Source organism: Marinobacterium mangrovicola (assembly GCF_004339595.1).
Classification (GTDB): Bacteria; Pseudomonadota; Gammaproteobacteria; order Pseudomonadales; family Balneatricaceae; genus Marinobacterium_D; species Marinobacterium_D mangrovicola.
Window position 1 is genome coordinate 449,456 of the sequence record NZ_SMFU01000009.1, and the last position, 22,453, is coordinate 471,908.

General features: G+C 56.7%; 18 protein-coding genes and 5 tRNA genes. 1 reads left to right on the forward strand and 22 read right to left on the reverse strand.

Translation table 11 applies throughout. The features are described 5' to 3' along the window. Positions 1 to 54: 54 nt before the first annotated feature. From rpoC to CLV83_RS14660, 21 genes are all read right to left on the reverse strand, one after another. Positions 55 to 4,281, reverse strand: coding sequence for a DNA-directed RNA polymerase subunit beta' (rpoC, locus tag CLV83_RS14560; protein WP_132293783.1), 4,227 nt, complete (start codon positions 4,279 to 4,281; stop codon positions 55 to 57). A 79-nt stretch (positions 4,282 to 4,360) separates the two neighbouring features. Next, positions 4,361 to 8,464: a DNA-directed RNA polymerase subunit beta gene (rpoB, locus tag CLV83_RS14565; protein ID WP_132293786.1), complete on the reverse strand. Its 4,104-nt coding sequence runs from the start codon at positions 8,462 to 8,464 to the stop codon at positions 4,361 to 4,363. Between the two features lie 168 nt (positions 8,465 to 8,632). After that, positions 8,633 to 9,004 carry a 50S ribosomal protein L7/L12 gene (rplL, locus tag CLV83_RS14570; RefSeq protein ID WP_132293789.1) on the reverse strand — a complete coding sequence of 124 codons (372 nt, stop codon included), beginning with the start codon at positions 9,002 to 9,004 and terminating at the stop codon, positions 8,633 to 8,635. Positions 9,005 to 9,071: 67 nt separating this feature from the next. After that, positions 9,072 to 9,566 (reverse strand): 50S ribosomal protein L10, encoded by a 495-nt coding sequence (rplJ, locus tag CLV83_RS14575; protein ID WP_132293792.1) that lies wholly within the window; start codon positions 9,564 to 9,566, stop codon positions 9,072 to 9,074. Positions 9,567 to 9,811: 245 nt separating this feature from the next. After that, the gene (gene rplA / locus CLV83_RS14580; RefSeq protein ID WP_132293795.1) at positions 9,812 to 10,507 is read right to left on the reverse strand and encodes a 50S ribosomal protein L1; all 696 of its coding nucleotides are present in this window, start codon (positions 10,505 to 10,507) and stop codon (positions 9,812 to 9,814) included. Further along, positions 10,507 to 10,941 carry a 50S ribosomal protein L11 gene (gene rplK / locus CLV83_RS14585; protein ID WP_132293798.1) on the reverse strand — a complete coding sequence of 145 codons (435 nt, stop codon included), beginning with the start codon at positions 10,939 to 10,941 and terminating at the stop codon, positions 10,507 to 10,509. The genes rplA and rplK overlap by 1 nt, the downstream gene beginning before the upstream one ends. Positions 10,942 to 11,047: 106 nt before the next feature. Beyond that, positions 11,048 to 11,590, reverse strand: coding sequence for a transcription termination/antitermination protein NusG (gene nusG, locus CLV83_RS14590; protein ID WP_132293801.1), 543 nt, complete (start codon positions 11,588 to 11,590; stop codon positions 11,048 to 11,050). Positions 11,591 to 11,599: 9 nt separating this feature from the next. Beyond that, on the reverse strand, positions 11,600 to 11,968 hold the full coding sequence (gene secE / locus CLV83_RS14595; RefSeq protein ID WP_132293804.1) for a preprotein translocase subunit SecE: 369 nt from the start codon (positions 11,966 to 11,968) through the stop codon (positions 11,600 to 11,602). A 60-nt stretch (positions 11,969 to 12,028) separates the two neighbouring features. Further along, positions 12,029 to 12,104, reverse strand: a tRNA-Trp gene (locus tag CLV83_RS14600). 63 nt (positions 12,105 to 12,167) lie between these two features. After that, the gene (gene tuf / locus CLV83_RS14605; protein WP_132293774.1) at positions 12,168 to 13,361 is read right to left on the reverse strand and encodes an elongation factor Tu; all 1,194 of its coding nucleotides are present in this window, start codon (positions 13,359 to 13,361) and stop codon (positions 12,168 to 12,170) included. 89 nt (positions 13,362 to 13,450) lie between these two features. Further along, a tRNA-Thr gene (locus CLV83_RS14610) sits at positions 13,451 to 13,525 on the reverse strand. A gap of 11 nt (positions 13,526 to 13,536) precedes the next feature. Further along, positions 13,537 to 13,611: transfer RNA gene (locus CLV83_RS14615), tRNA-Gly, on the reverse strand. 54 nt (positions 13,612 to 13,665) lie between these two features. Continuing rightward, positions 13,666 to 13,749: transfer RNA gene (locus CLV83_RS14620), tRNA-Tyr, on the reverse strand. Between the two features lie 22 nt (positions 13,750 to 13,771). Beyond that, positions 13,772 to 13,847: transfer RNA gene (locus CLV83_RS14625), tRNA-Thr, on the reverse strand. Positions 13,848 to 13,871: 24 nt separating this feature from the next. Beyond that, positions 13,872 to 14,519, reverse strand: coding sequence for a hypothetical protein (locus CLV83_RS14630; RefSeq protein ID WP_132293807.1), 648 nt, complete (start codon positions 14,517 to 14,519; stop codon positions 13,872 to 13,874). Continuing rightward, the gene (locus tag CLV83_RS14635) at positions 14,516 to 15,238 is read right to left on the reverse strand and encodes a type III pantothenate kinase (protein ID WP_132293810.1); all 723 of its coding nucleotides are present in this window, start codon (positions 15,236 to 15,238) and stop codon (positions 14,516 to 14,518) included. Before CLV83_RS14635 ends, CLV83_RS14630 begins: the two co-directional genes overlap by 4 nt. Beyond that, positions 15,235 to 16,206: a bifunctional biotin--[acetyl-CoA-carboxylase] ligase/biotin operon repressor BirA gene (gene birA / locus CLV83_RS14640; protein WP_132293813.1), complete on the reverse strand. Its 972-nt coding sequence runs from the start codon at positions 16,204 to 16,206 to the stop codon at positions 15,235 to 15,237. The genes CLV83_RS14635 and birA overlap by 4 nt, the downstream gene beginning before the upstream one ends. Next, on the reverse strand, positions 16,206 to 16,712 hold the full coding sequence (locus CLV83_RS14645; protein WP_132293816.1) for a dihydrofolate reductase: 507 nt from the start codon (positions 16,710 to 16,712) through the stop codon (positions 16,206 to 16,208). The genes birA and CLV83_RS14645 overlap by 1 nt, the downstream gene beginning before the upstream one ends. Before the next feature lie 24 nt (positions 16,713 to 16,736). Continuing rightward, positions 16,737 to 17,579, reverse strand: coding sequence for a thymidylate synthase (locus CLV83_RS14650; RefSeq protein ID WP_132293819.1), 843 nt, complete (start codon positions 17,577 to 17,579; stop codon positions 16,737 to 16,739). A gap of 43 nt (positions 17,580 to 17,622) precedes the next feature. Beyond that, positions 17,623 to 18,423, reverse strand: coding sequence for a prolipoprotein diacylglyceryl transferase (lgt, locus tag CLV83_RS14655; RefSeq protein ID WP_132293822.1), 801 nt, complete (start codon positions 18,421 to 18,423; stop codon positions 17,623 to 17,625). 10 nt (positions 18,424 to 18,433) lie between these two features. Next, the gene (locus CLV83_RS14660) at positions 18,434 to 19,234 is read right to left on the reverse strand and encodes a sulfite exporter TauE/SafE family protein (protein ID WP_207894907.1); all 801 of its coding nucleotides are present in this window, start codon (positions 19,232 to 19,234) and stop codon (positions 18,434 to 18,436) included. 111 nt (positions 19,235 to 19,345) lie between these two features. On the opposite strand from CLV83_RS14660, the gene CLV83_RS14665 reads away from it, so the two are divergent. Further along, positions 19,346 to 20,116, forward strand: coding sequence for an NRDE family protein (locus CLV83_RS14665; protein WP_165900320.1), 771 nt, complete (start codon positions 19,346 to 19,348; stop codon positions 20,114 to 20,116). A gap of 13 nt (positions 20,117 to 20,129) precedes the next feature. On the opposite strand, the gene ptsP is transcribed toward CLV83_RS14665, so the two are convergent. Continuing rightward, positions 20,130 to 22,427, reverse strand: a complete 2,298-nt coding sequence (ptsP, locus tag CLV83_RS14670; protein WP_132294391.1) for a phosphoenolpyruvate--protein phosphotransferase — start codon at positions 22,425 to 22,427, stop codon at positions 20,130 to 20,132. Positions 22,428 to 22,453 lie beyond the last annotated feature (26 nt).

The window sequence follows — 22,453 nt, forward strand, 5'->3', positions numbered from 1 at the left end:
AAGGGCCGGAATTTTAATCAATTCCGACCCAAGACGTCAAATTTTGAGCAGTTTTTACTCAGTGTCGTTGATAGAAGCGTTCAGAGCCTCGGTCAGAGCCTGCTGAACTTCTTCTGCGCTGACAGTAACGCCTTCACCGCCCTGGGTAGCACGCTTGCGCTTACGCTCGTTGTGATACGCCAGACCAGTACCGGCCGGGATCAGACGACCCACGACCACGTTTTCTTTCAGACCACGCAGGTAGTCTTTCTTGCCAGTTACCGCACCTTCGGTCAGTACGCGGGTTGTCTCCTGGAAGGAGGCCGCGGAGATGAAGGACTCGGTCGCCAGAGATGCCTTGGTGATACCCAGCAGTACACGATCGAACTTCGCCGGCATTTTGCCTTCAGCTTCCAGTCGTTCGTTCTCTTCAACAACCGCGGCGTACTCGACCTGCTCACCCTGGATCAGGCTGGAATCGCCGGTTTCGGTAATCTCAACCTTACGCAGCATCTGACGCACGATGGTCTCGATGTGCTTATCGTTGATACCTACACCCTGCAGACGGTAAACGTCCTGGATCTCGCTGACGATGTAGTTGGCCAGAGCAGGTACACCCAGTACTCGCAGGATATCGTGAGCGTTGGACGGGCCATCGGAGATAACCTCACCCTTCTCCACGGTTTCACCTTCGAATACGTTCAGGTTACGCCACTTCTGAATCATCGTTTCGTGCGGATCGGAACCATCCTGCGGAGTGATCACGATACGACGCTTGCCCTTGGTCTCCTTACCGAAGGTTACGGTACCGGAGACTTCAGCCAGTACTGCAGATTCTTTCGGCTTACGCGCTTCGAACAGGTCGGCAACGCGCGGCAGACCACCGGTGATGTCCTTGTTGACGGTGCCTTCCTGCGGCAGACGCGCCAGGATGTCACCGATCTGTACTTCGGACGCATCGTTCAAGGTAACGATGGACTTGGCCGGCAGCAGGTACTGCGCAGGCATCTCGGTGCCCGCGAGGAACACGTCGTTACCGTTGGCATCAACCAGCTTGATCATCGGACGGATATCTTTACCCGCCTGCGGACGATCCTTCGCATCGAGAACCTCGATGGTGGACAGACCGGTCAGCTCATCTGTCTGACGCTTGATGGTGATACCGTCTTCCATGCCCACGAACTGCAGTCGACCAGCCACCTCGGTGATGATCGGGTGGGTATGCGGGTCCCAGTTCGCAACGATCGCGCCGGGCTCAACGAAGTCGCCGTCGCGCACCTTGATGATCGCGCCGTACGGCAGCTTGTAGCGCTCGCGCTCACGGCCGTGCTCATCGGTCACACCCAGCTCACCGGAACGAGAAGTCGCCACGATGGTGCTGTCTGTACGTTCTACGTACTTCAGGTTATGCAGACGTACGGTACCGCCGTTCTTAACCTGGATGCTATCCACCGCCGCAGCTCGGGATGCCGCACCACCGATGTGGAACGTACGCATGGTCAGCTGTGTACCCGGCTCACCGATGGACTGCGCAGCGATAACACCGACAGATTCACCGATGTTCACCTGATGACCGCGACCCAGGTCACGACCGTAACAGGACGAACAGATACCGTGACGGGACTGACAGGTGATCGGAGAGCGCACCTTGATCTCATCGATGCTGCTGTACGCTTCTTCGTTTTCGAGGCGCGCAACCCAGGCTTCATCGATCAGCGTTCCAGACGGAATCAGTACATCGTCACCCGCAGGGTTGAGGACGTCATCGGCTACGACACGACCCAGCACTCGCTCACCCAGCGGTACAACGATATCGCCGCCTTCGATCATCGGCTGCACGACCATACCTTCGTCGGTGCCACAATCGTTTTCGGTGATCACCACGTCCTGCGCCACGTCGACCAGACGACGAGTCAGGTAACCGGAGTTCGCAGTTTTTAGTGCGGTATCCGCCAGACCTTTACGAGCACCGTGGGTCGAGATGAAGTACTGGAGTACGTTCAGACCTTCACGGAAGTTCGCCACGATCGGCGTTTCGATGATAGAGCCATCCGGCTTCGCCATCAGACCACGCATACCCGCCAGCTGACGGATCTGAGCGGCGCTACCACGCGCACCGGAGTCGGCCATCATGTAGACGGAGTTGAAAGACTCCTGCTCTACAGCAACGCCTTCAGAGTTGGTGACCAGATCGACCTTCAGGTTGTCCATCATCTTCTTGGCCAGCACTTCGTTAGCGCGGGACCAGATATCCACAACCTTGTTGTACTTCTCGCCCTGAGTTACCAGGCCGTCACCGAACTGACGCTCGATCTCTTTAACTTCTGCGTCGGCTTCGGCGATGATGCCAACCTTCTCGTCCGGGATAACGAAGTCGTTAACACCGATGGAAGCGCCGGACACGGTTGCCTGACGGAAGCCCATGTACATCAGCTGGTCAGCGAAGATAACGGTATCTTTCAGACCACAGCGACGATAAGCCTCGTTCAACAGGCGAGAGATCGCCTTTTTCTTCATTGCCTGGTTAACCAGCTCGAACGGCAGGCCAGCCGGCACGATATCGAACAGCATGGCACGACCAACGGTGGTCTCCTGCAGTCCGTAACGCTTCTCTACGTTACCTTCGATATCACGAATAGTTTCGTGGATACGTACCTTGATACGAGCCTGAAGGTGAACCTGGCCAGCACCATATGCACGCTGCACTTCCTTGATGTCGGAGAACATCATGCCTTCACCCTGAGCAGCAACGCGCTCACGGGTCATGTAGTACAGACCCAGTACCACGTCCTGAGACGGTACGATGATAGGCTCACCGTTCGCCGGTGACAGGATGTTGTTGGTGGACATCATCAGCGCACGCGCTTCCAGCTGGGCTTCCAGCGTCAGCGGTACGTGAACAGCCATCTGGTCACCGTCAAAGTCGGCGTTGTACGCAGCACACACCAGCGGGTGCAGCTGGATCGCCTTACCTTCGATCAGTACCGGCTCAAATGCCTGGATACCGAGACGGTGCAGCGTCGGTGCACGGTTCAGCAGAACCGGGTGCTCACGAATCACTTCGTCGAGGATATCCCAGACCAGCGGCTCTTCGCGCTCGACCATCTTCTTGGCAGCTTTGATGGTGGTGGCATAGCCACGCAGCTCAAGCTTGGAGAAGATGAACGGCTTGAACAGTTCCAGCGCCATTTTCTTCGGCAGACCGCACTGATGCAGACGCAGGTACGGACCGACCACGATAACGGAACGACCGGAGTAGTCGACACGCTTACCGAGCAGGTTCTGACGGAAACGACCCTGCTTACCCTTGATCATGTCAGCCAGGGATTTCAGCGGGCGCTTGTTGGAACCGGTGATCGCACGACCGCGACGACCGTTATCCAGCAGCGCATCAACGGATTCCTGCAGCATGCGCTTCTCGTTGCGCACGATGATATCCGGCGCATTGAGGTCCAGCAGACGCTTCAGACGGTTGTTACGGTTGATAACGCGGCGGTACAGGTCGTTCAGGTCAGAAGTCGCAAACCGACCGCCGTCCAGCGGTACCAGCGGACGCAGATCAGGCGGCAGTACCGGCAGTACTTCCATGATCATCCACTGCGGATCGTTACCGGACTTGTGGAACGCTTCGATCAGCTTAAGACGCTTGGACAGCTTCTTCAGCTTGGTTTCAGAGTTGGTCTGCGGGATCTCTTCACGCAGACGCTGGATCTCTTCTTCCAGGTCGATGGATACGAGCAGCTCTTTGACAGCTTCAGCACCCATACGCGCGTCGAATTCGTCACCGAACTCTTCCAGCGCTTCGAAGTACTGTTCGTCGTTGAGCATCTGGCCACGTTCAAGCGTAGTCATACCCGGATCGATCACGACGAAAGATTCGAAATACAGCACGCGCTCGATATCGCGCAGCGTCATATCCAGCATCAGACCGATGCGGGACGGCAGCGACTTCAGGAACCAGATATGCGCAACCGGAGAAGCCAGCTCGATATGACCCATGCGCTCACGACGCACCTTGGTCATGGTGACTTCGACGCCACACTTCTCACAGATAACACCACGGTGCTTCATGCGCTTGTACTTACCGCACAGGCACTCGTAGTCCTTGATCGGGCCAAAGATCTTGGCACAGAACAGACCGTCACGCTCAGGCTTGAACGTACGGTAGTTGATGGTCTCCGGCTTTTTCACTTCACCGTAAGACCAGGAACGGATCATCTCCGGCGAGGCCAGCGAGATTCGAATGGAATCAAACTCGTCGGACGGGCCCTGGGACTTCAGCAGATTCAGCAGATCTTTCATTGTCTATAGCTCCTACGCGGAGTTCTCAGCGCCGATGTCCCCCGCGACTAGGGAACATCGGCTGGTGATCGTTAGGGACTTACTCGCTCTCGAGCTCGATATCGATACCGAGAGAGCGGATCTCCTTGATCAACACGTTGAACGATTCCGGCATACCCGGTTCCATTCTGTGATCGCCATCGACGATGTTCTTGTACATCTTCGTACGGCCGTTCACGTCGTCCGACTTAACGGTCAGCATCTCCTGCAGAGTGTAGGCTGCGCCGTATGCTTCCAGCGCCCAGACCTCCATCTCACCGAAGCGCTGGCCACCGAACTGCGCCTTACCACCCAGCGGCTGCTGAGTAACCAGACTGTAGGAACCGGTAGAACGCGCGTGCATCTTGTCGTCGACCAGGTGGTTCAGTTTCAGCATATACATGTAGCCGACAGTCACCGAACGGTCGAATTGATCGCCGGTACGGCCGTCGTACAGAGTGAACTGACCGGAGTCGTCGAGATCTGCCAGACGCAGCAGCGCCTTGATCTCGGCTTCCTTGGCACCGTCGAATACCGGTGTTGCCAGCGGTACGCCGCGCTTCAGGTTATTGGCCAGTTCGATAACTTCATCATCGCTGAAGCTGTCCAGCGCTTCCTTACGGGAGCACTCCAGTTCACCGTGAACACCGTTGTAGATCTCGCCGAGGAAACCACGCACTTCCTGCACGGTTTCAGCCTTGGCGCGCTCTTTGTCCAGCATCACGTTGATCTTGCGACCCAGACCGGTAGCAGCCATACCCAGGTGGGTTTCGAGGATCTGACCGACGTTCATACGCGACGGTACACCCAGCGGGTTCAGCACGATATCCACAGGCTCGCCATGCTCGTCGTACGGCATGTCTTCGACCGGCATGATAACGGAGATAACACCCTTGTTACCGTGACGACCGGCCATCTTGTCACCCGGCTGTACGCGACGCTTGGTAGCCACGTAAACCTTGACGATCTTCAGTACGCCCGGCGCCAGATCGTCACCAGTCTGCAGCTTGCGTTTCTTGTCTTCGAAACGCTTGTCCAGATTCTCGCTACGCTCTTCCAGCTGCTTCTGTGCCAGTTCCAGCATCTCCTGAGCGGCCTCGTCCGCTACACGGATCTTGAACCAGTCAGACTTCTTCAGGGTGTGCAGGAACTCGGAGGTGATCTCGTCACCCTTCTTCAGACCTGCGCCGCCGTCAGCCTTCAGACCAACCAGGGTGCGTTCGAGACGCTCGAACACTGCCTGCTCAACGATACGCAGCTCTTCGTTGAGGTCCTTGCGGATAGCATCCAGCTCGGACTTCTCGATGGAGAGCGCACGCTCATCCTTGGCAACACCGTCACGGGTGAAGACCTGAACGTCGATAACCTTACCCAGGGTACCGGTCTTAACGCGCAGGGAGGTGTCCTTAACGTCGGACGCCTTCTCACCGAAGATCGCACGCAGCAGCTTCTCTTCCGGGGTCAGCTGGGTTTCGCCCTTCGGCGTTACCTTACCAACCAGGATGTCACCCGGGCCTACTTCAGCACCGATGTGAACGATACCGGACTCATCCAGCTTCGCCAGAGCGGCTTCACCCACGTTCGGGATATCGGAAGTAATTTCCTCAGGCCCCAGCTTGGTGTCACGCGCCACACAGGTCAGTTCCTGAATGTGGATGGTGGTGAAACGATCTTCCTGAACCACACGCTCAGAGATGAGGATGGAATCCTCGAAGTTGTAACCGTTCCACGGCATGAACGCGATACGCATGTTCTGACCCAGGGCCAGTTCACCCATATCAACGGACGGGCCGTCAGCCATCACGTCGCCACGCTGCACGGTTTCGCCAGGACGCACGATGGCGCGCTGGTTGATACAGGTGTTCTGGTTGGAGCGGGTGTACTTGGTCAGGTTGTAGATGTCGACACCGGCGTCGCCAGCTTCAACTTCTTCATCGCGCACACGCACTACGACACGGCTGGCATCGACAGACTCGATCACACCACCACGACGGGCAACGACACAGACACCGGAGTCCTGGGCCACGTTGCGCTCAAGACCGGTACCTACCAGCGGCTTCTCGGCGCGCAGAGTCGGTACAGCCTGACGCTGCATGTTGGAACCCATCAATGCACGGTTCGCGTCATCGTGTTCCAGGAACGGGATCAGAGAAGCCGCAACGGATACTACCTGACGCGGAGACACGTCCATGTACTGAACGTTTTCAGCCGGCGTAACGGTGAATTCGTTCATGTGACGGACAGCTACCAGCTCGTCGGTCAGCTCCATCTGCTCGTTCATGGCAGCGGAAGCCTGGGCGATAACGTACTTGCTCTCTTCGATAGCAGACAGGTAATCGATATCGTCGCTTACCTTGCCATCAGTCACGCGACGGTACGGCGTCTCGAGGAAGCCATAGTCGTTGGTGCGGGCAAATACGGCCAGCGAGTTGATCAGACCGATGTTCGGACCTTCAGGGGTCTCGATCGGACATACGCGACCGTAGTGGGTCGGATGTACGTCTCGAACTTCAAAGCCTGCGCGTTCACGGGTCAGACCACCCGGGCCCAGTGCAGAGACACGACGCTTGTGCGTGATCTCAGACAGCGGGTTGTTCTGGTCCATGAACTGGGACAGCTGGGAAGAACCAAAGAACTCTTTGATTGCAGCAGCAACCGGCTTGGCGTTGATCAGATCCTGCGGCATCAGGTTGTCGGCTTCCGCCATGGACAGACGCTCACGGACGGCACGCTCGACACGGACCAGACCGACACGGAACTGGTTCTCGGCCATTTCACCGACAGAACGGATACGACGGTTACCCAGGTGGTCGATATCATCGACAACGCCCTGACCGTTACGGATCTCGATCAATGTCTTCATGACCGCCAGAATGTCATCCTTATCCAGGATGCCGGAACCTGTCTCTTCAGGACGGCCCAGACGGCGGTTGAACTTCATGCGACCAACGGCAGACAGGTCGTAACGCTCTTCGGAGAAGAAGAGGTTCTCGAACAGACCTTCCGCGGACTCTTTGGTCGGCGGCTCGCCCGGGCGCATCATGCGGTAGATCTCGACCAACGCTTCCAGCTGGTTGCGGGTCGGGTCAATACGCAGGGTATCGGAGATAAACGGACCACAGTCGAGATCGTTGGTGTACAGCGTCTCAACGCGATCGATGCCAGCAGCCTGGATCTTGGCGATCAGGTCTTCGGTGACTTCGGTGTTGCACGGAGCGAACACTTCACCAGTAGACGGATCGATCAGGTCCTTCGCCAGCGCTTTGCCGATCAGGTATTCAGCCGGAGTATTCAGCTGCTGCATACCCGCCTGCTGCATCTGGCGGATGTGGCGCGGAGTGATACGACGACCCGCTTCCACAATGGTCTTACCTTCAGGATCCTTGATCTCGAAGGTCATGGTTTCACCGCGCAGACGCTCTGGGATCAGGTCCATCCAGATCTGATCGTTCTCCAGGTTCCAGCCGGTGTTTTCAAAGAAGGTATCGAGGATCTCTTCAGCCTGGTAGCCGAGTGCGCGCAGCAGGATAGTAGCCGGCAGCTTACGGCGACGGTCGATACGAACGAACAGAGCGTCCTTCGGATCGAACTCGAAATCGAGCCAGGAACCGCGATACGGAATAATTCGTGCGGAGTAAAGCAGTTTGCCAGACGAATGGGTCTTACCCTTGTCATGGTCAAAGAACACACCCGGTGAGCGGTGCAGCTGCGATACGATAACGCGCTCGGTACCGTTAACAACGAAGGTACCGTTTTCAGTCATCAGGGGCATTTCGCCCATGTAGACTTCCTGCTCTTTGATATCCTTGATCGCTTTGGTAGAGGAATCACGATCGTAGATAATCAGGCGTACTTTTACGCGCAGCGGAGCAGCATAGGTCACACCACGCTGTTGACATTCATTGACGTCAAAAACGGGTTCACCGAGGCGGTAACCGGCGTATTCCAGCGCTGCGTTTCCGGAATAGGAAACGATCGGGAATACAGAATTGAATGCAGCGTGCAGCCCTTCGTCCTTGCGCCCCTCCGCCTGGTCGGAGCCCGCTTGCAGAAACTTGCGGTAAGAATCGAGCTGGATCGCAAGCAGATATGGCACATCCATGACCTGCGGCAGCTTACCGAAATTCTTACGTATGCGTTTCTTCTCAGTGTATGAATAAGCCATCAGTGTTCCCCAGCATGTGCACCTAGGTTGAGAAGCCAGCCGGCCGAATGGCGGGCTGTTATACCGTTAAATTTGTTGTCTACAAATAACGGAAAAAGGCCGGTGGCATTTCGCCACCAGCCATACGTCGTTAAGCAGTATTACGCTGCTTGCAACGCATCAAAGCGATTACTTGAGCTCAACAGTAGCGCCGGCTTCTTCCAGTGCTTTCTTGAGTTCTTCAGCTTCTTCTTTAGAAGCGCCTTCTTTGATGGTGGCCGGAGCGCCGTCAACCATCTCTTTCGCTTCTTTCAGACCCAGGCCGGTAGCGCCACGGACAGCCTTGATGACGTTGACTTTCTTGTCGCCGGCAGCAGCCAGGATTACGTCGAACTCAGTCTGCTCTTCAGCAGCAGCACCAGCGTCGCCAGCCGGACCAGCAACTACTGCAGCAGCAGCAGAAACACCGAATTTTTCTTCCATTGCAGAAACCAGTTCTACAACATCCATGACAGACATTTCAGCGATTGCGTTGATGATATCTTCTTTAGACAGAGACATTTTCTAAAATCCTATAAACGTGCGTTAAATCGTGAAGGGACGCGCCTTGTACTTACATAGGTACAGGTTACGCGGCCTCTCCTTCTTTCTGATCGCGAACAGCAGCCAAAGTACGTACAAGCTTGCCAGCAGCTGCTTCTTTCATGCAGCTCATCAGCTTCGCCAGTGCCTCGTCGTAAGTCGGCAGGCTAGCCAGTACGTTAATGTCCACAACTGCGCCTTCAAAGGCAGCAGCTTTCAGTTCGAGCTTGTCATTGCTTTTTGCAAAATCTTTCAGGATGCGAGCGCCGGCGCCCGGATGTTCCTGAGAGAAAGCAATGATAGTCGGACCGACGAAGTTGCCAGACAGACACTCGTAATCGGTGCCTTCAACTGCGCGGCGTGCCAGGGTGTTACGAACGACTTTCAGCCATACACCGTTGTCACGCGCCTGCTTACGCAGAGCAGTCATATCGCCCACTTCAACGCCACGGGAATCCGCAACGACAGCAGAGAGCGCATTTTTGGCAGCTTCCTGGACTTCAGCGACGATCGCTTTTTTGTCTTCGAGTCCTAATGCCACAATTTACTCCTGGATTGAGTCTTTCGACTTATTACCAACCACCCCGCTTACGCGAGGTTGAGTACGGTGGTCTCGATTCACGCGTGAATCTCACCGTCTGCGCAGGCTGGTTGGCCCATTAAGGCAGACACTGCAAGCAGCTCTGCCACCTGCGGTCTTTGACGGCCTTCGTCTCTGTCACAGAGGTCACGAAGACCCTCAAAAAACCTTTACTGAGCCCGCCTTTCAACGGGCTCAAGCATCGATCAAACGGACAGTGTGCCCTGATCGACGAGGATACCCGGGCCCATGGTAGTGGACAGGGTAACCTTCTTCAGATAAACACCTTTAGCGCTGGACGGCTTGAGCTTTTTCAGGTCAGCGATCAGGGCTTCGATGTTCTCTTTAACTGCTACTTCGCTGAAGCCAAGCTTACCAACGGAGCAGTGGATGATACCGTTCTTGTCAGTACGGAAACGCACCTGACCAGCCTTAGCGTTGTTAACCGCAGTTACAACGTCAGGAGTAACGGTACCGACTTTCGGGTTCGGCATCAGGCCGCGAGGGCCCAGGATCTGACCCAGCTGACCGACAACGCGCATCGCGTCCGGAGTCGCGATAACCACGTCAAAGTCCAGGTTGCCGCCTTTAACCTGCTCTGCCAGGTCGTCGAAACCGACAACATCAGCACCAGCAGCTTTGGCTTTCTCAGCGTTTTCACCCTGAGCAAATACAGCTACACGAACGTCTTTACCGGTACCGTGCGGCAGCACGGTAGAGCCGCGAACCACCTGATCGGATTTACGCGGATCAACACCCAGGTTAACCGCTACATCCAGGGATTCGGTGAACTTAACTGAAGAAACTTCAGCCAGCACAGACACGGCTTCGTCGATTGAATACAGCTTGCCCGCTTCAACTTTTTCGCGGATCGCCTTCTGGCGCTTAGTCAGCTTAGCCATTACTCATCACCCTCTACAGTCAGACCCATAGCACGCGCGCTACCAGCGATAGTGCGAACAGCCGCATCCATATCAGCAGCGGTCAGGTCCGGCATTTTAACGGTCGCAACTTCTTCAAGCTGAGCGCGAGTAACGTGACCCACTTTCTCAGTGTTCGGACGTGCAGAACCGCTTTTCAGGCCTACTGCTTTTTTCAGCAGGATAGACGCCGGCGGAGTCTTGGTGATAAAAGTAAAGCTGCGGTCGCTGTAAACAGTGATAACAACCGGAATCGGGAGACCCGCTTCCATGCTCTGAGTCTGGGCGTTGAACGCTTTACAGAACTCCATGATGTTAACACCGTGCTGACCCAGAGCCGGACCTACTGGCGGACTCGGGTTAGCCTGACCTGCCTTTACCTGCAGCTTGATATAAGCACTGATTTTCTTAGCCATTTAAGCTACTCCTCAAGGGTGCGAACGCCTTACGGCTCCCCTTTTTCTCACAACAAGAGGGCGACCGCGCAGACGCGATCACCCTCCCCATTAAAGCTATTGCCGATCAGGCTTTCTCGACCTGACCAAACTCCAATTCCACAGGTGTAGAGCGCCCAAAAATAAGCACCGCAACCTGGAGACGGTTTTTCTCGTAATTGACCTCTTCGACCACACCGTTGAAATCCGCGAATGGGCCATCGATAACACGCACCATTTCGCCTGGTTCGAAGACAGTCTTCGGCTTCGGCTTATCCACACCGCTTTCAACGCGCTGCAGGATCTCGTTAGCCTCTTTTTCAGTAATCGGGGCCGGCTTGTCCGCGGTACCACCGATAAAGCCCAGCACACGCGGCGTATCTTTCACCAGGTGCCAGGTTTCGTCATTCATGACCATATTCACGAGCACATAGCCGGGGTAGAACTTACGCTCCGACTTACGCTTCTTACCATCACGAATCTCGACCACCTCTTCGGTCGGCACCAGGATATCTCCAAAGAGATCCTGCATTTCGTGACGATTAACGCTTTCGATCAGCGCTTCCTTTACCTTCTTCTCATAGTTGGAGTAGGCATGCACAACGTACCAGCGCTTCTTTTCGGTCTCCATGCTATCTCCTTAGCCTATGACGCCAGACACCAGCCAGCCCAGCAGCGAATCCAGACCCCAGAGCATCAGCCCTACGATCAGCACCGCCACAACAACAATAGCTGTGGTCTGCAGAGTTTCCTGGCGCGTCGGCCAGACCACTTTGCGAATTTCGTTCTTAGCTTCTTTAAAGAGCTGAAAGAACGTACGACCCTTGGCCGTCTGAAAGGCAACAAAACCCGCCACCAGCGCCAGAGCCAGCAGAGCAAGAACGCGATAAAGTAGCGACTCGCCGGAAAATACGGAATTACCGACTACACCTACCGCCACGATTGCAATGACGACAAGCCACTTCAGGGCGTCTAGTTTTGAACCTTCGGAAGTCACTTTGGAATTCACGCTAGGAGCCTCAAAAAGGTGAAAGCTTGCGCTTTACGTGACGCCATCCCAGATAAGGAATGGCAGGCCAGGAGGGAATCGAACCCCCAACCTGCGGTTTTGGAGACCGCTGCTCTGCCAATTGAGCTACTGGCCTACTGCATAATAGGGAGGCACATTATAGGCACCTCCCTAGTGCTTGGCAACACTAAATGTCAGATTAAGCAGTAATTTTTGAAACTACGCCGGCACCAACAGTACGACCACCTTCACGGATAGCGAAGCGCAGACCTTCTTCCATCGCGATCGGGTTGATCAGGGTAACGTTCATCTGGACGTTGTCGCCCGGCATTACCATCTCAACGCCTTCCGGCAGCTCAACCGCACCAGTGATATCGGTAGTACGGAAGTAGAACTGCGGACGGTAGCCTTTGAAGAACGGAGTGTGACGACCGCCTTCTTCCTTGCTCAGTACGTATACTTCGCCTTCGAAGCCAGTGTGCGGAGTGATGGAACCCGGCTTAGCCAGGACCTGACCACGCTCAACTTCGTCACGCTTGGTACCACGCAGCAGCGCACCAACATTCTCGCCTGCACGACCTTCGTCCAGCAGCTTGCGGAACATTTCAACACCAGTACAGGTAGTCTTGGTGGTGTCCTTGATACCAACGATTTCGATTTCGTCGCCAGTTTTCAGGATGCCACGCTCGATACGACCGGTAACAACGGTACCACGACCAGAGATAGAGAATACGTCCTCGATCGGCATCAGGAACGGCAGGTCTACCGCACGCTCCGGTTCCGGGATGTATTCGTCCAGGGTTTCAACCAGCTTCTTAACAGCGGTAGTACCCATTTCTTTGTCGTCTTCGCCGTTCAGCGCCATCAGTGCGGAACCGGTGATGATCGGAGTGTCGTCACCCGGGAAGTCGTAGTTGTCCAGCAGTTCGCGGACTTCCATTTCGACCAGCTCGAGCAGCTCTTCGTCATCAACCATGTCTGCCTTGTTCAGGAAGACAACGATGTACGGTACGCCAACCTGACGGGACAGCAGGATGTGCTCACGAGTCTGCGGCATGGGGCCGTCAGCTGCGGAACATACCAGGATAGCACCGTCCATCTGAGCGGCACCGGTGATCATGTTCTTGACGTAGTCGGCGTGTCCCGGGCAGTCAACGTGCGCGTAGTGGCGAGTCGGGGACTCGTACTCAACGTGAGAAGTGTTGATGGTGATACCACGATCACGCTCTTCCGGTGCCTTGTCGATACCGTCAAAGGCAACGGCAGCGCCGCCCCAAACTTCTGCACATACGCGAGTCAGCGCAGCGGTCAGAGTGGTTTTACCATGGTCAACGTGACCAATGGTGCCGACGTTTACGTGCGGCTTGCTACGAGAAAAAGCTTCTTTAGCCATCTGAAGTTCCCAACCTGTTCGAAATGAATACCTGGGTCGCCAAATACGAAAAAGGGTAGACATATTACTATATCTACCCTTCTCAAAACTGGAGCTCATGGGCGGATTTGAACCGCCGACCTCACCCTTACCAAGGGTGTGCTCTACCCCTGAGCTACATGAGCACAACAACGCGTGGAGCGGGTAGCGGGAATCGAACCCGCCTCTTCAGCTTGGAAGGCTGAGGTAATAGCCACTATACCATACCCGCCGAAGCCAGCTGACTTACCACAACTTGCACGGGGTATGTGCCTGCTGCAGTAGATGGTGGTGAGGGGTGGATTCGAACCACCGAAGCTCGCGCGTCAGATTTACAGTCTGATCCCTTTGGCCACTCGGGAACCCCACCACTACCACTTCGCTGTCTCAACTGGTGCCGGCACGAGGAGTCGAACCCCGGACCTACTGATTACAAGTCAGTTGCTCTACCAACTGAGCTATACCGGCCTTGGCAGCGAAGTGGGGCGTATCTTACTTATCGCCCCGGGGTGATGCAACCCCTTCGCAACCATTTTTTTCAACTTTTATTCCAGGCCAGCTTCTGGACACAAGTTGTTTGATTTCACTGGATATTTCGTAACCAGCCAAATGCCTTACGCGAACCTGCCAACGACCTCTCTCAGCAGCCTGTTCCTGTACCTGGGTGCGAGACGCTATCGCTGCAGGCAGCTGCTGACGCAACGCCTCTAGCGCCTGGCGATTATCGAAATTGCCGAAGGAGAGAATCGAGCCCCGACTTTCTGGAACCCAGCCCTGCTGGGCAAGTTCATCCAGCAGGGCGATACGCCGGGCCGAGTCCGCCGGTAGCGGCAATACAAGACGCCAGCCGATCACTTCCGCCGGCAAGGGTTCCGGCTCAGCGGTAACCGGTTCAGCCTCCAGCATACGAACCAGGCGCCGCGCCTCCGCCTCCGAGTTCAACGGTGCGTAGCTAAAGCAGATACGTTCGCGGGCGGGAAGCTTCTCGCGGGCAGGCAACTCAGACAGTAGCCGCAGCTCACCCACAGCCACATCTTCATTCTCAGCAGCCACCGGCGCGGCCGCCTGTCGCTGGGCATACCAGAAAAACAGCAGCGCGTTCGCCAGCAGAAGCAGAAGAAAGAACCAGCGCACGATCATAGCGAATCCCTCAACGCATGAACCAGACCATCCAGCACCAGGTCCGGTAACCACTCCCCCCTGCCAGCCAACCGATGGAACAGAGCACCATCACCACCGGTGATAAAAAGCGGTTCACCGGGAGCAAGACTCGCCAGCACTCGCTGCACCAGCGCATCGAACAGAAAGTTGGAACCGTGAGTAACCGCATCACTGGTAGACCTGCCTGGGGAAAGATCAAACTCTTCAGCCGGGGCGTCAACAAACACCCGAGCGGTTTTAGCCAGCAAGGCGGCACTCAGCAACCCCATCCCGGGCAGGATATAACCGCCACGGTGCACACCTGCGGCATTGAGATAGTCCACGGTAATCGCGCTGCCACAGTCAACAACACAACAACCAACGCCGGCCCTGTCCCAGGCCGCCAGCATCGCAAGCCAGCGATCGACCCCCATCAACTCCGGTTTTGCGTAGCTGTTTTTTACGCCAGCACAGGCGCTACGGGTGCGCGCAAAACTCGCCGCTGGCAGCCCGGCAGCCTCAATCAAACCAGCAAGGTTATGGTTAAACGATTCGTCAGCCACCGACGCAACATACACCGCTTCGACATGCCCCAGGGCCTGAAACCCCTCAGCAGAAAGCGCTGACAATGCGACCCTCGCAGCTACGCCCGGCAATTGCCCGGGCTCACGCAGCCGCCATTTGAGAAAGCTGTTGCCGACGTCTATCTCTAGAATCATTCCACTGCCCTGAGGCTGACCTCACCACCGTAGTAGCTTCGCACCTGGCCATCGCTCTCAAGCAGCAGTGCACCGCTTTCATCTACGCCACGACAGATACCATCAACCTCATCCTGGCCACTAATCAGACGGATGCGACTATCGCGGTGGGCATTCGCTTGCTGCCACTCTTCACGAAGGGCGCCGAAGCCATCTCGCTCAAAGCTATCCAGAGTTTCGAGCAACTCTTCAACCAACACCGCGAGCAGCGTGCTACGCCCCGGATGCTTTGCAGCCAAAGAAGCCACATCCACAAACGGCTGGGAGACCTTCTCTGCCTGAGCGGCGGGCATGGAGACATTGACGCCAACACCGATGACCACACGACACTCCCCCGCCGCATCACCGCTGATCTCAATCAGAATGCCCGCCAGCTTACGGCCATCGCAGAGCAGATCATTGGGCCATTTCAACTGCACACCGCTGACACCCACGCGCGCCAACCCGCGGCGCAGTGCCACGCCGACCGCCAGACTCAACCCTTCCAGCGCAGCAACACCGGCAGAAAAACGCCAGGCGAGTGAAAAACAGAGATTGGCAGCATAGGGACTCACCCAGTCACGGCCGCGGCGACCACGCCCCTGAGCCTGATATTCGGCGGCAAACAGCCCCGAGCGACTGCCGCGATTAAGGGCCTGCAGGGCCAGAATATTGGTGGATGCGACCTCTCCCTCGAACACCACTTCATCCAAGCGCTCACCGGCTGCCGACGACAGCGCCGCGTTGAACTGCTCAAGACTGAGGAGATCGAGACCATTGGGAATCCTGTAGCCACGACCTTTAACGCTATAGACCTCGATACCGAGCGTCTCTATCCGCTGAATCTGTTTCCAGACTGCAGAGCGGCTGACTCCTAATGCTTCGCCCAGCTCACGCCCAGAGTGAAAGGCGCCGTCCGCCATCAGATTTAACAGTTTGGCTAACGACATCAGTTGATCCGCTCCAGCACGATAAAGCTATAGGCGTACGGATTATTATCACTGGCGGCGAAATCCTCACGCCCGATCTCACCCCATTCGCTGGCAATGATTTCTGGGAAGTGTGCATCCCCCTCCACCGAGGCGTGGACCTGGGTCAGATAGAGACGTTCTGTCTGCGGCAGCATCTGGCGGTAGATCTCAGCACCGCCTATCACCACCGCTTCATCGACACCATCGATCTCCGCCTGCGCACTGGCATGCTCTACCGCTTCAGCAAGAGATGCGGTGACCACAACGCCAGGCACCTGCCAGTTTTCGTCCCGGGTCACAACAATATTGCAGCGACCCGGAAGCGGACGACCGATCGACTCATAGGTTTTACGGCCCATGATTATCGGCTTCCCCAGGGTCACCCGCTTAAAATATTTCAGATCTTCCGGCAGGTACCAGGGAAGTTTATTGTCATTACCGATCACGCGGTTCTCGGCCTGGGCGACGATCATTGCCAATCTCATGGTCTCTCCTTTCATGAACACGCCTCAGATCGAGATCGGGGCACGAATCACTGGGCAGGGATCGTAATCCACCACCTCGAAGTCTTCGAATTCGTAGTCGAAAATCGTCGCCGGGCGACGTTTTATATGCAGCTTCGGCAAAGCCCGCGGCTCACGAGACAGCTGTTCTGGCACGATGCTTTCGTCATTGAAGTGGTTGGCGTAGAGATGCAGATCACCGAAAGTCAGCACGAACTCGCCCACGTCCAGATCACACTGCTGCGCCACCATATGCGTCAGCAGCGCATAACTGGCGATATTGAATGGCACCCCGAGGAAGTAGTCCGCACTGCGCTGATATAGCTGGCAGCTCAGGCGCCCGTTGGCGACATAGAACTGAAACAGCGTATGGCAGGGAGGCAACGCCGCCTTGCCGTTACGCACGTTATCCTGAGGGCTGATCGATTCATCCGGCAGGTCCGCCGGGTTCCAGCCGCTGACGATCAGACGGCGGGAGTTCGGATTGCGTTTGATCTGTTCAATCACGCTGGAGATCTGATCGATGGTAGAACCATCCGGGCACGCCCAGGAGCGCCACTGCTTGCCATAGATCGGCCCCAGATCACCGTCTTCCAACGCCCACTCATCCCAGATAGTAACGCCGTGCTCGTTGAGCCAATTGTTATCGGTGTTACCGTCGAGGAACCAGAGCAGCTCATAGATGATCGACCGCAGATGCACTTTCTTGGTGGTCAGCAGGGGAAAGCCCTGCTGGAGATCAAAACGCAGCTGACGTCCAAATAGCGAGCGTGTACCTGTGCCAGTACGGTCGCCCTTGTCGACGCCCTGCTCCACTATTTCGCGCATCAAATCGAGGTATTGTTGCATACGGCCTTATCTTTAACCCGAGTAGATCAGAAGGCTACATACTTTACCGCTTAACGGCATCAGGCGCACGACGGCCATAGGCGATCGCCAGCAGCACAACGCCACCCACGATCATCGGTGCCGACAGCAACTGCCCCATGGTGAGCCAGTCAAACGCGAGGAAACCGAGCTGCTCATCAGGCTCACGAAAAAACTCCACACTGGAGCGGAACACGCCGTAAAGCAGCAGAAACAGCCCGGATACCGCCATCCGCGGCCGCGGCTTTGCGGAATACCACCAGAGGATGGCGAACATCACTACGCCTTCCAGCACCGCTTCATACAACTGTGAGGGGTGCCGCCCCAGACCATCTGCCGCCCGCGGGAATATAATCCCCCAAGTCTGATCCGTGGGACGCCCCCAAAGCTCGCCACCGATAAAGTTACCCACACGTCCGGCACCAAGACCGATCGGAATCAACGGTGCAACGAAGTCCGCCAACTCGAAGAAGCGTTTGCCATGTCGATGGGAGAACCAGGCGATGGCCACCAGCACACCCAGCAAACCTCCGTGGAAAGACATCCCCCCCTCCCAGATGGCAAACAGCCAGAGTGGGTCATTGAGGAAATAATCAAAATGGTAGAACAGCACGTAACCACAGCGGCCGCCCAGCACCACGCCCAGCGCTCCCCAGAACACCAGATCCGAGACCTGCTGTTCGGTCCAGTTTGAACCGGGCTGACGTGCGCGCCAGCTACCCAGCGCCCAGGCTGCGCCAAAGCCGATCAGATACATCAGTCCGTACCAGTGTACCTTGAGCGGCCCCAACTCCAGCGCCAGCGGATCTATATCATGAACCCACACAAACTTACCCCTAGAGAAGATTAGTCACGAGAAAACGTACGCCCACGAAGGCGAGAAACGCCGCAAAAATCAGTTTCAATCGACGCTGCGGCAGTCGGTGCGCCAACCGCGCACCGAAACGTGCGGTCAGGGCACTGGTCAGCACTATACCCACCAATGCTGGCAGATAGATGTAACCCAGGCTCCACTCCGGCATTTCTACCTCGCCCCAGCCGGTCACCACATTCCCCACGGCGCCAATCAGAGCGATAGGCAATCCACAGGCCGAGGATGTGGCTACAGCCCGTGGCATGCTTAGCTGTCGCCAGTGCAGATAGGGCACGGTCAATGTACCGCCACCGATACCAAACACCGCCGAAGCACAGCCCACACCACTACCTGCAACGATCAATTCCGGCTTTCCCGGATCCCTGTCACCGGCAGACGGCAGCAGGTTCAGCGCCATCTGCAGCGCGACGATCAACGTAAAGCAACCAAACGCCAGTTGCAGTGCGCGGCCGCTGAGCATTTCCGCGATCCAGACTCCGCCCAGGGCGCCCGCGAGAATTCCGACCGATATCCAGGGAAAAAGGTTCCAGCTCACTGCGCCCCTGGCATGGTGCGCCTTGATCGAGGCGATAGAGGTAAACACAATAGTGCCAAGAGAAGTCGCCACTGCGGCATGGGTCAGCACTTCCGGCGCCATTCCCTGGGCGGTGAACGAAAAGATCAGTACCGGCACAATCAACAACCCACCGCCGATACCAAAAAGACCGGCAACAAAACCTGCCGCTGCTCCAAGCAACAGGTAAAGCCCAACGATTTCCAACATCAATCCAACATCCACTCCGTTCGGGCCGACACTGTTCAGGCCGGCAGAAAGTGCACTATATTAGGGACTAGACCGGTTCATGAACATCCCCGCCGTGCTGGAGCCCTCGTCTTGTGCCTGATCGTTTTTGCCCTGAATACCGACCCTGAGTGGCCCTTTGTGCTACTCGCCAACCGCGACGAATTTCATCAACGCCCCACCCGTTCACTGCACTTCTGGCCCGATGCTCCGATCATCGCCGGCAGAGACCTGCTAGCCCAGGGGAGCTGGATGGGTTTTAGTCGCGACGGCCGCTTTGCCGCCCTGACCAACTTTCGTGACGGCCGCGAGCCAGCCCAACCAGGCGCCTCACGCGGCCAACTGGTGACGGACTTCCTCTGCGGAGTCGGCCCCGCCAGCGAACACCAGCCTTCGACACAGGTACGCTCAGGGTACAACCTGTTATGTGCGGACGAGACGGGCTTTTATTACGCCAGCAACCGGGGTGGAAAGGCTCAGCAACTCGGCAGCGGCATCCACGCATTGAGCAACGCGCTGCTGGACACCCCCTGGCCCAAAACACTGCACATCCGACATGCCCTGGAGGCTGCCATCGGCGCGGGGAAGAATGACCCTCAACAGCTCCTTGAACTGCTACACGATGACACCCGGGCCGGTGATGACCAGCTACCGGACACCGGCATCCCCCTCGACAAGGAGCGCCTGTTATCGAGCTGTTTTATTCACAGCGAGGATTACGGTACCCGGGCGAGCACCCTGATAATGCAGAACAGCGCGGGCGATACGCGAATCATCGAACGTCGCTACGGCAGACAGGGAGAGCAGAGCGGAGAGACCGATCTGAGCCTGAGGCTGAAACCGCTTGGTATCAGTCCTCAATAAACGGCAGGAGCGATCAGTCTTCCCGCCCAGGCAGGCTTGGCCTGGTAAGACTGCCCAGACCCATCTTTTTCAACGATGTACGCAGGTATTGATGAATCGCCTCGGCGTCATCCATCCGCATCACCCGCTGCAGCAATGAATTCGCCTTGGCAAGACTGCAACCGCGAATAGCGGACTTCACTTTCGGCAGGTTATTGGAGTTCATCGACAGTACGTCGTATCCCATCGCCATCAGCAGCAGCGCACCGCCTGGATCGGCTGCCATCTCACCGCAGATCGAAACGGTCTTATGCTCTTTGCGAGCTTCCTGAGCGATAAACTGCAGCACTTTGAGCACCGCCGGATGATAGGGCGCGTAAAGGTCCGCCACACGGGGGTTGTTACGGTCCACCGCCAGCAGATACTGGGTCAGATCGTTGGAGCCCACGGAGATGAAATCCACCTTGCGGGCAAATCGGCGGGTCAGGTATACCGCCGCCGGCACCTCCACCATGATGCCAATGGGTGGGCGCTCCACATCCAGCCCCTCCTCCTGCAACTCACGCACGGCCCGGTCGATCTGCTCGATCGCCTCCTCGATCTCATGCATGCAGGTCACCATCGGCAGCATGATGCGCAGGTTACCGTAGCCCAGGGCCGCCCTCAGCATGGCGCGCACCTGCACCAGGAATATCTCGGGGTGGTCCAGCGTCACACGAATGCCACGCCAGCCCAGGAAAGGGTTTTCTTCACTGATCGGAAAGTAAGGCAGCGCCTTGTCGCCACCAATATCCAGCGTGCGCATGGTCACCGGCCTGGGCGCAAAGGCTTCAAGCTGGCGACGGTAGATATGCATCTGCTCCTGTTCGCTGGGGAAGAAGTCCCGCGTCATGAACGGAATCTCGGTGCGGTAGAGACCTATCCCCTCAGCACCCCGCTCCAGCGAACGCTCCACATCACTGGTCAGACCCGTGTTCACCCAGAGCGGCATACGATAGCCATCGGTGGTCTGGGCCGGCAGATCATGCAGTGTTTCCAATCCCGCAGCGATCATCTGCTCTTCGCGCAGTATTTCGCCAAAGGCGTTTTTCAGGTCATCGGACGGGTTTACATAAACCCGACCGGTGTAGCCATCGAGGATGATGTCGCGACCGTCCATCCGCGTGTAGGGCAGATCCACCACCCCCATGGCGGTAGGAATCCCCATGGAGCGCGCCAGAATAGCGGCATGAGAGTTACCCGAGCCACTGACAGAGACGAGGCCTACCAACTTGTCTTCAGGCACCAGTCCCAGCATTGCCGGTGACAGATCATCCGCTATCAGCACGGTTTGATCGGGATATTCCACCTCGTGACTGCCGACGCCCTCCTGCAGGTGGCTGAGAATACGCCGCCCCAGATCGCGAATATCGGTGGCACGCTCACGCAGGTAGGCATCATCCATGGAAGAGAACTGGCGCACATGCTCGGCTACAACTTCACGCAGCGCCCCCTGGGCCCAGTTGCCGGCACGAATCCGCTCCACCACCTGGCCGGCCAGCGCATTATCTTCCAGCATACGCAGATAGACATCGAACAGCGCCTGCTCATCACTGCGCAGTCGCTGGGAGAGTGATTTACTCACCTCACGGATATCGTGACGCACCTGTTCCAGCGCTTCGGTGAAGGCCTCGACCTCACGCTCGATATTTTTGGCCCGCTTATCAGGCACGCCCTCCAGATCAGCCGGCAGGCTCGCCACGAATACCTGACCTATGGCGATCCCCGGTGCCCCGGCCACACCGCTGAAACGGCGGTCCTGAACAATTTTTGCCGTACCACCCAGGTTGTTACCCACCGGCTGAATCGAACCTGTGGCCTCAGCATGGGCAATAACACCGGCCAGCTGGGCCGATACGGTGACCAGAAACGCCTCTTCCGATTCATCGAAGCGACGGCGGTCATGCTGTTGCACAACCAGAACGCCCAAAACCTCGCCCTGGTGAATGATCGGCACCCCGAGAAAGGCATGAAAGCGCTCTTCACCGGTGGACTGGACGTAGATAAAGGAAGGGTGGAGGGAAGCATCCTCCAGGTTGATCGGCTCTGCCCGCTGCCCCACCAGGCCTACAACGCCCTCGGTGGGTGACAGACTGACCACTCCCACAGCTTCGAGGTTAAGCCCCTGGGTCGCTTTCAGCACATAGCGCTGGGTAATGGTATCAAGCAGATAGATGGAGCAGACCTGGGTATGCATGGCGCGCTGAATACGCCTGACCGTCAGGTCAAGAACGGACTCAAGATCAGGGGCGGCACTGACCTCCTGGACTATTTTGCGCAATACGCTCAGCATCGCCATTCGAAGTGCCCCCTACTCTC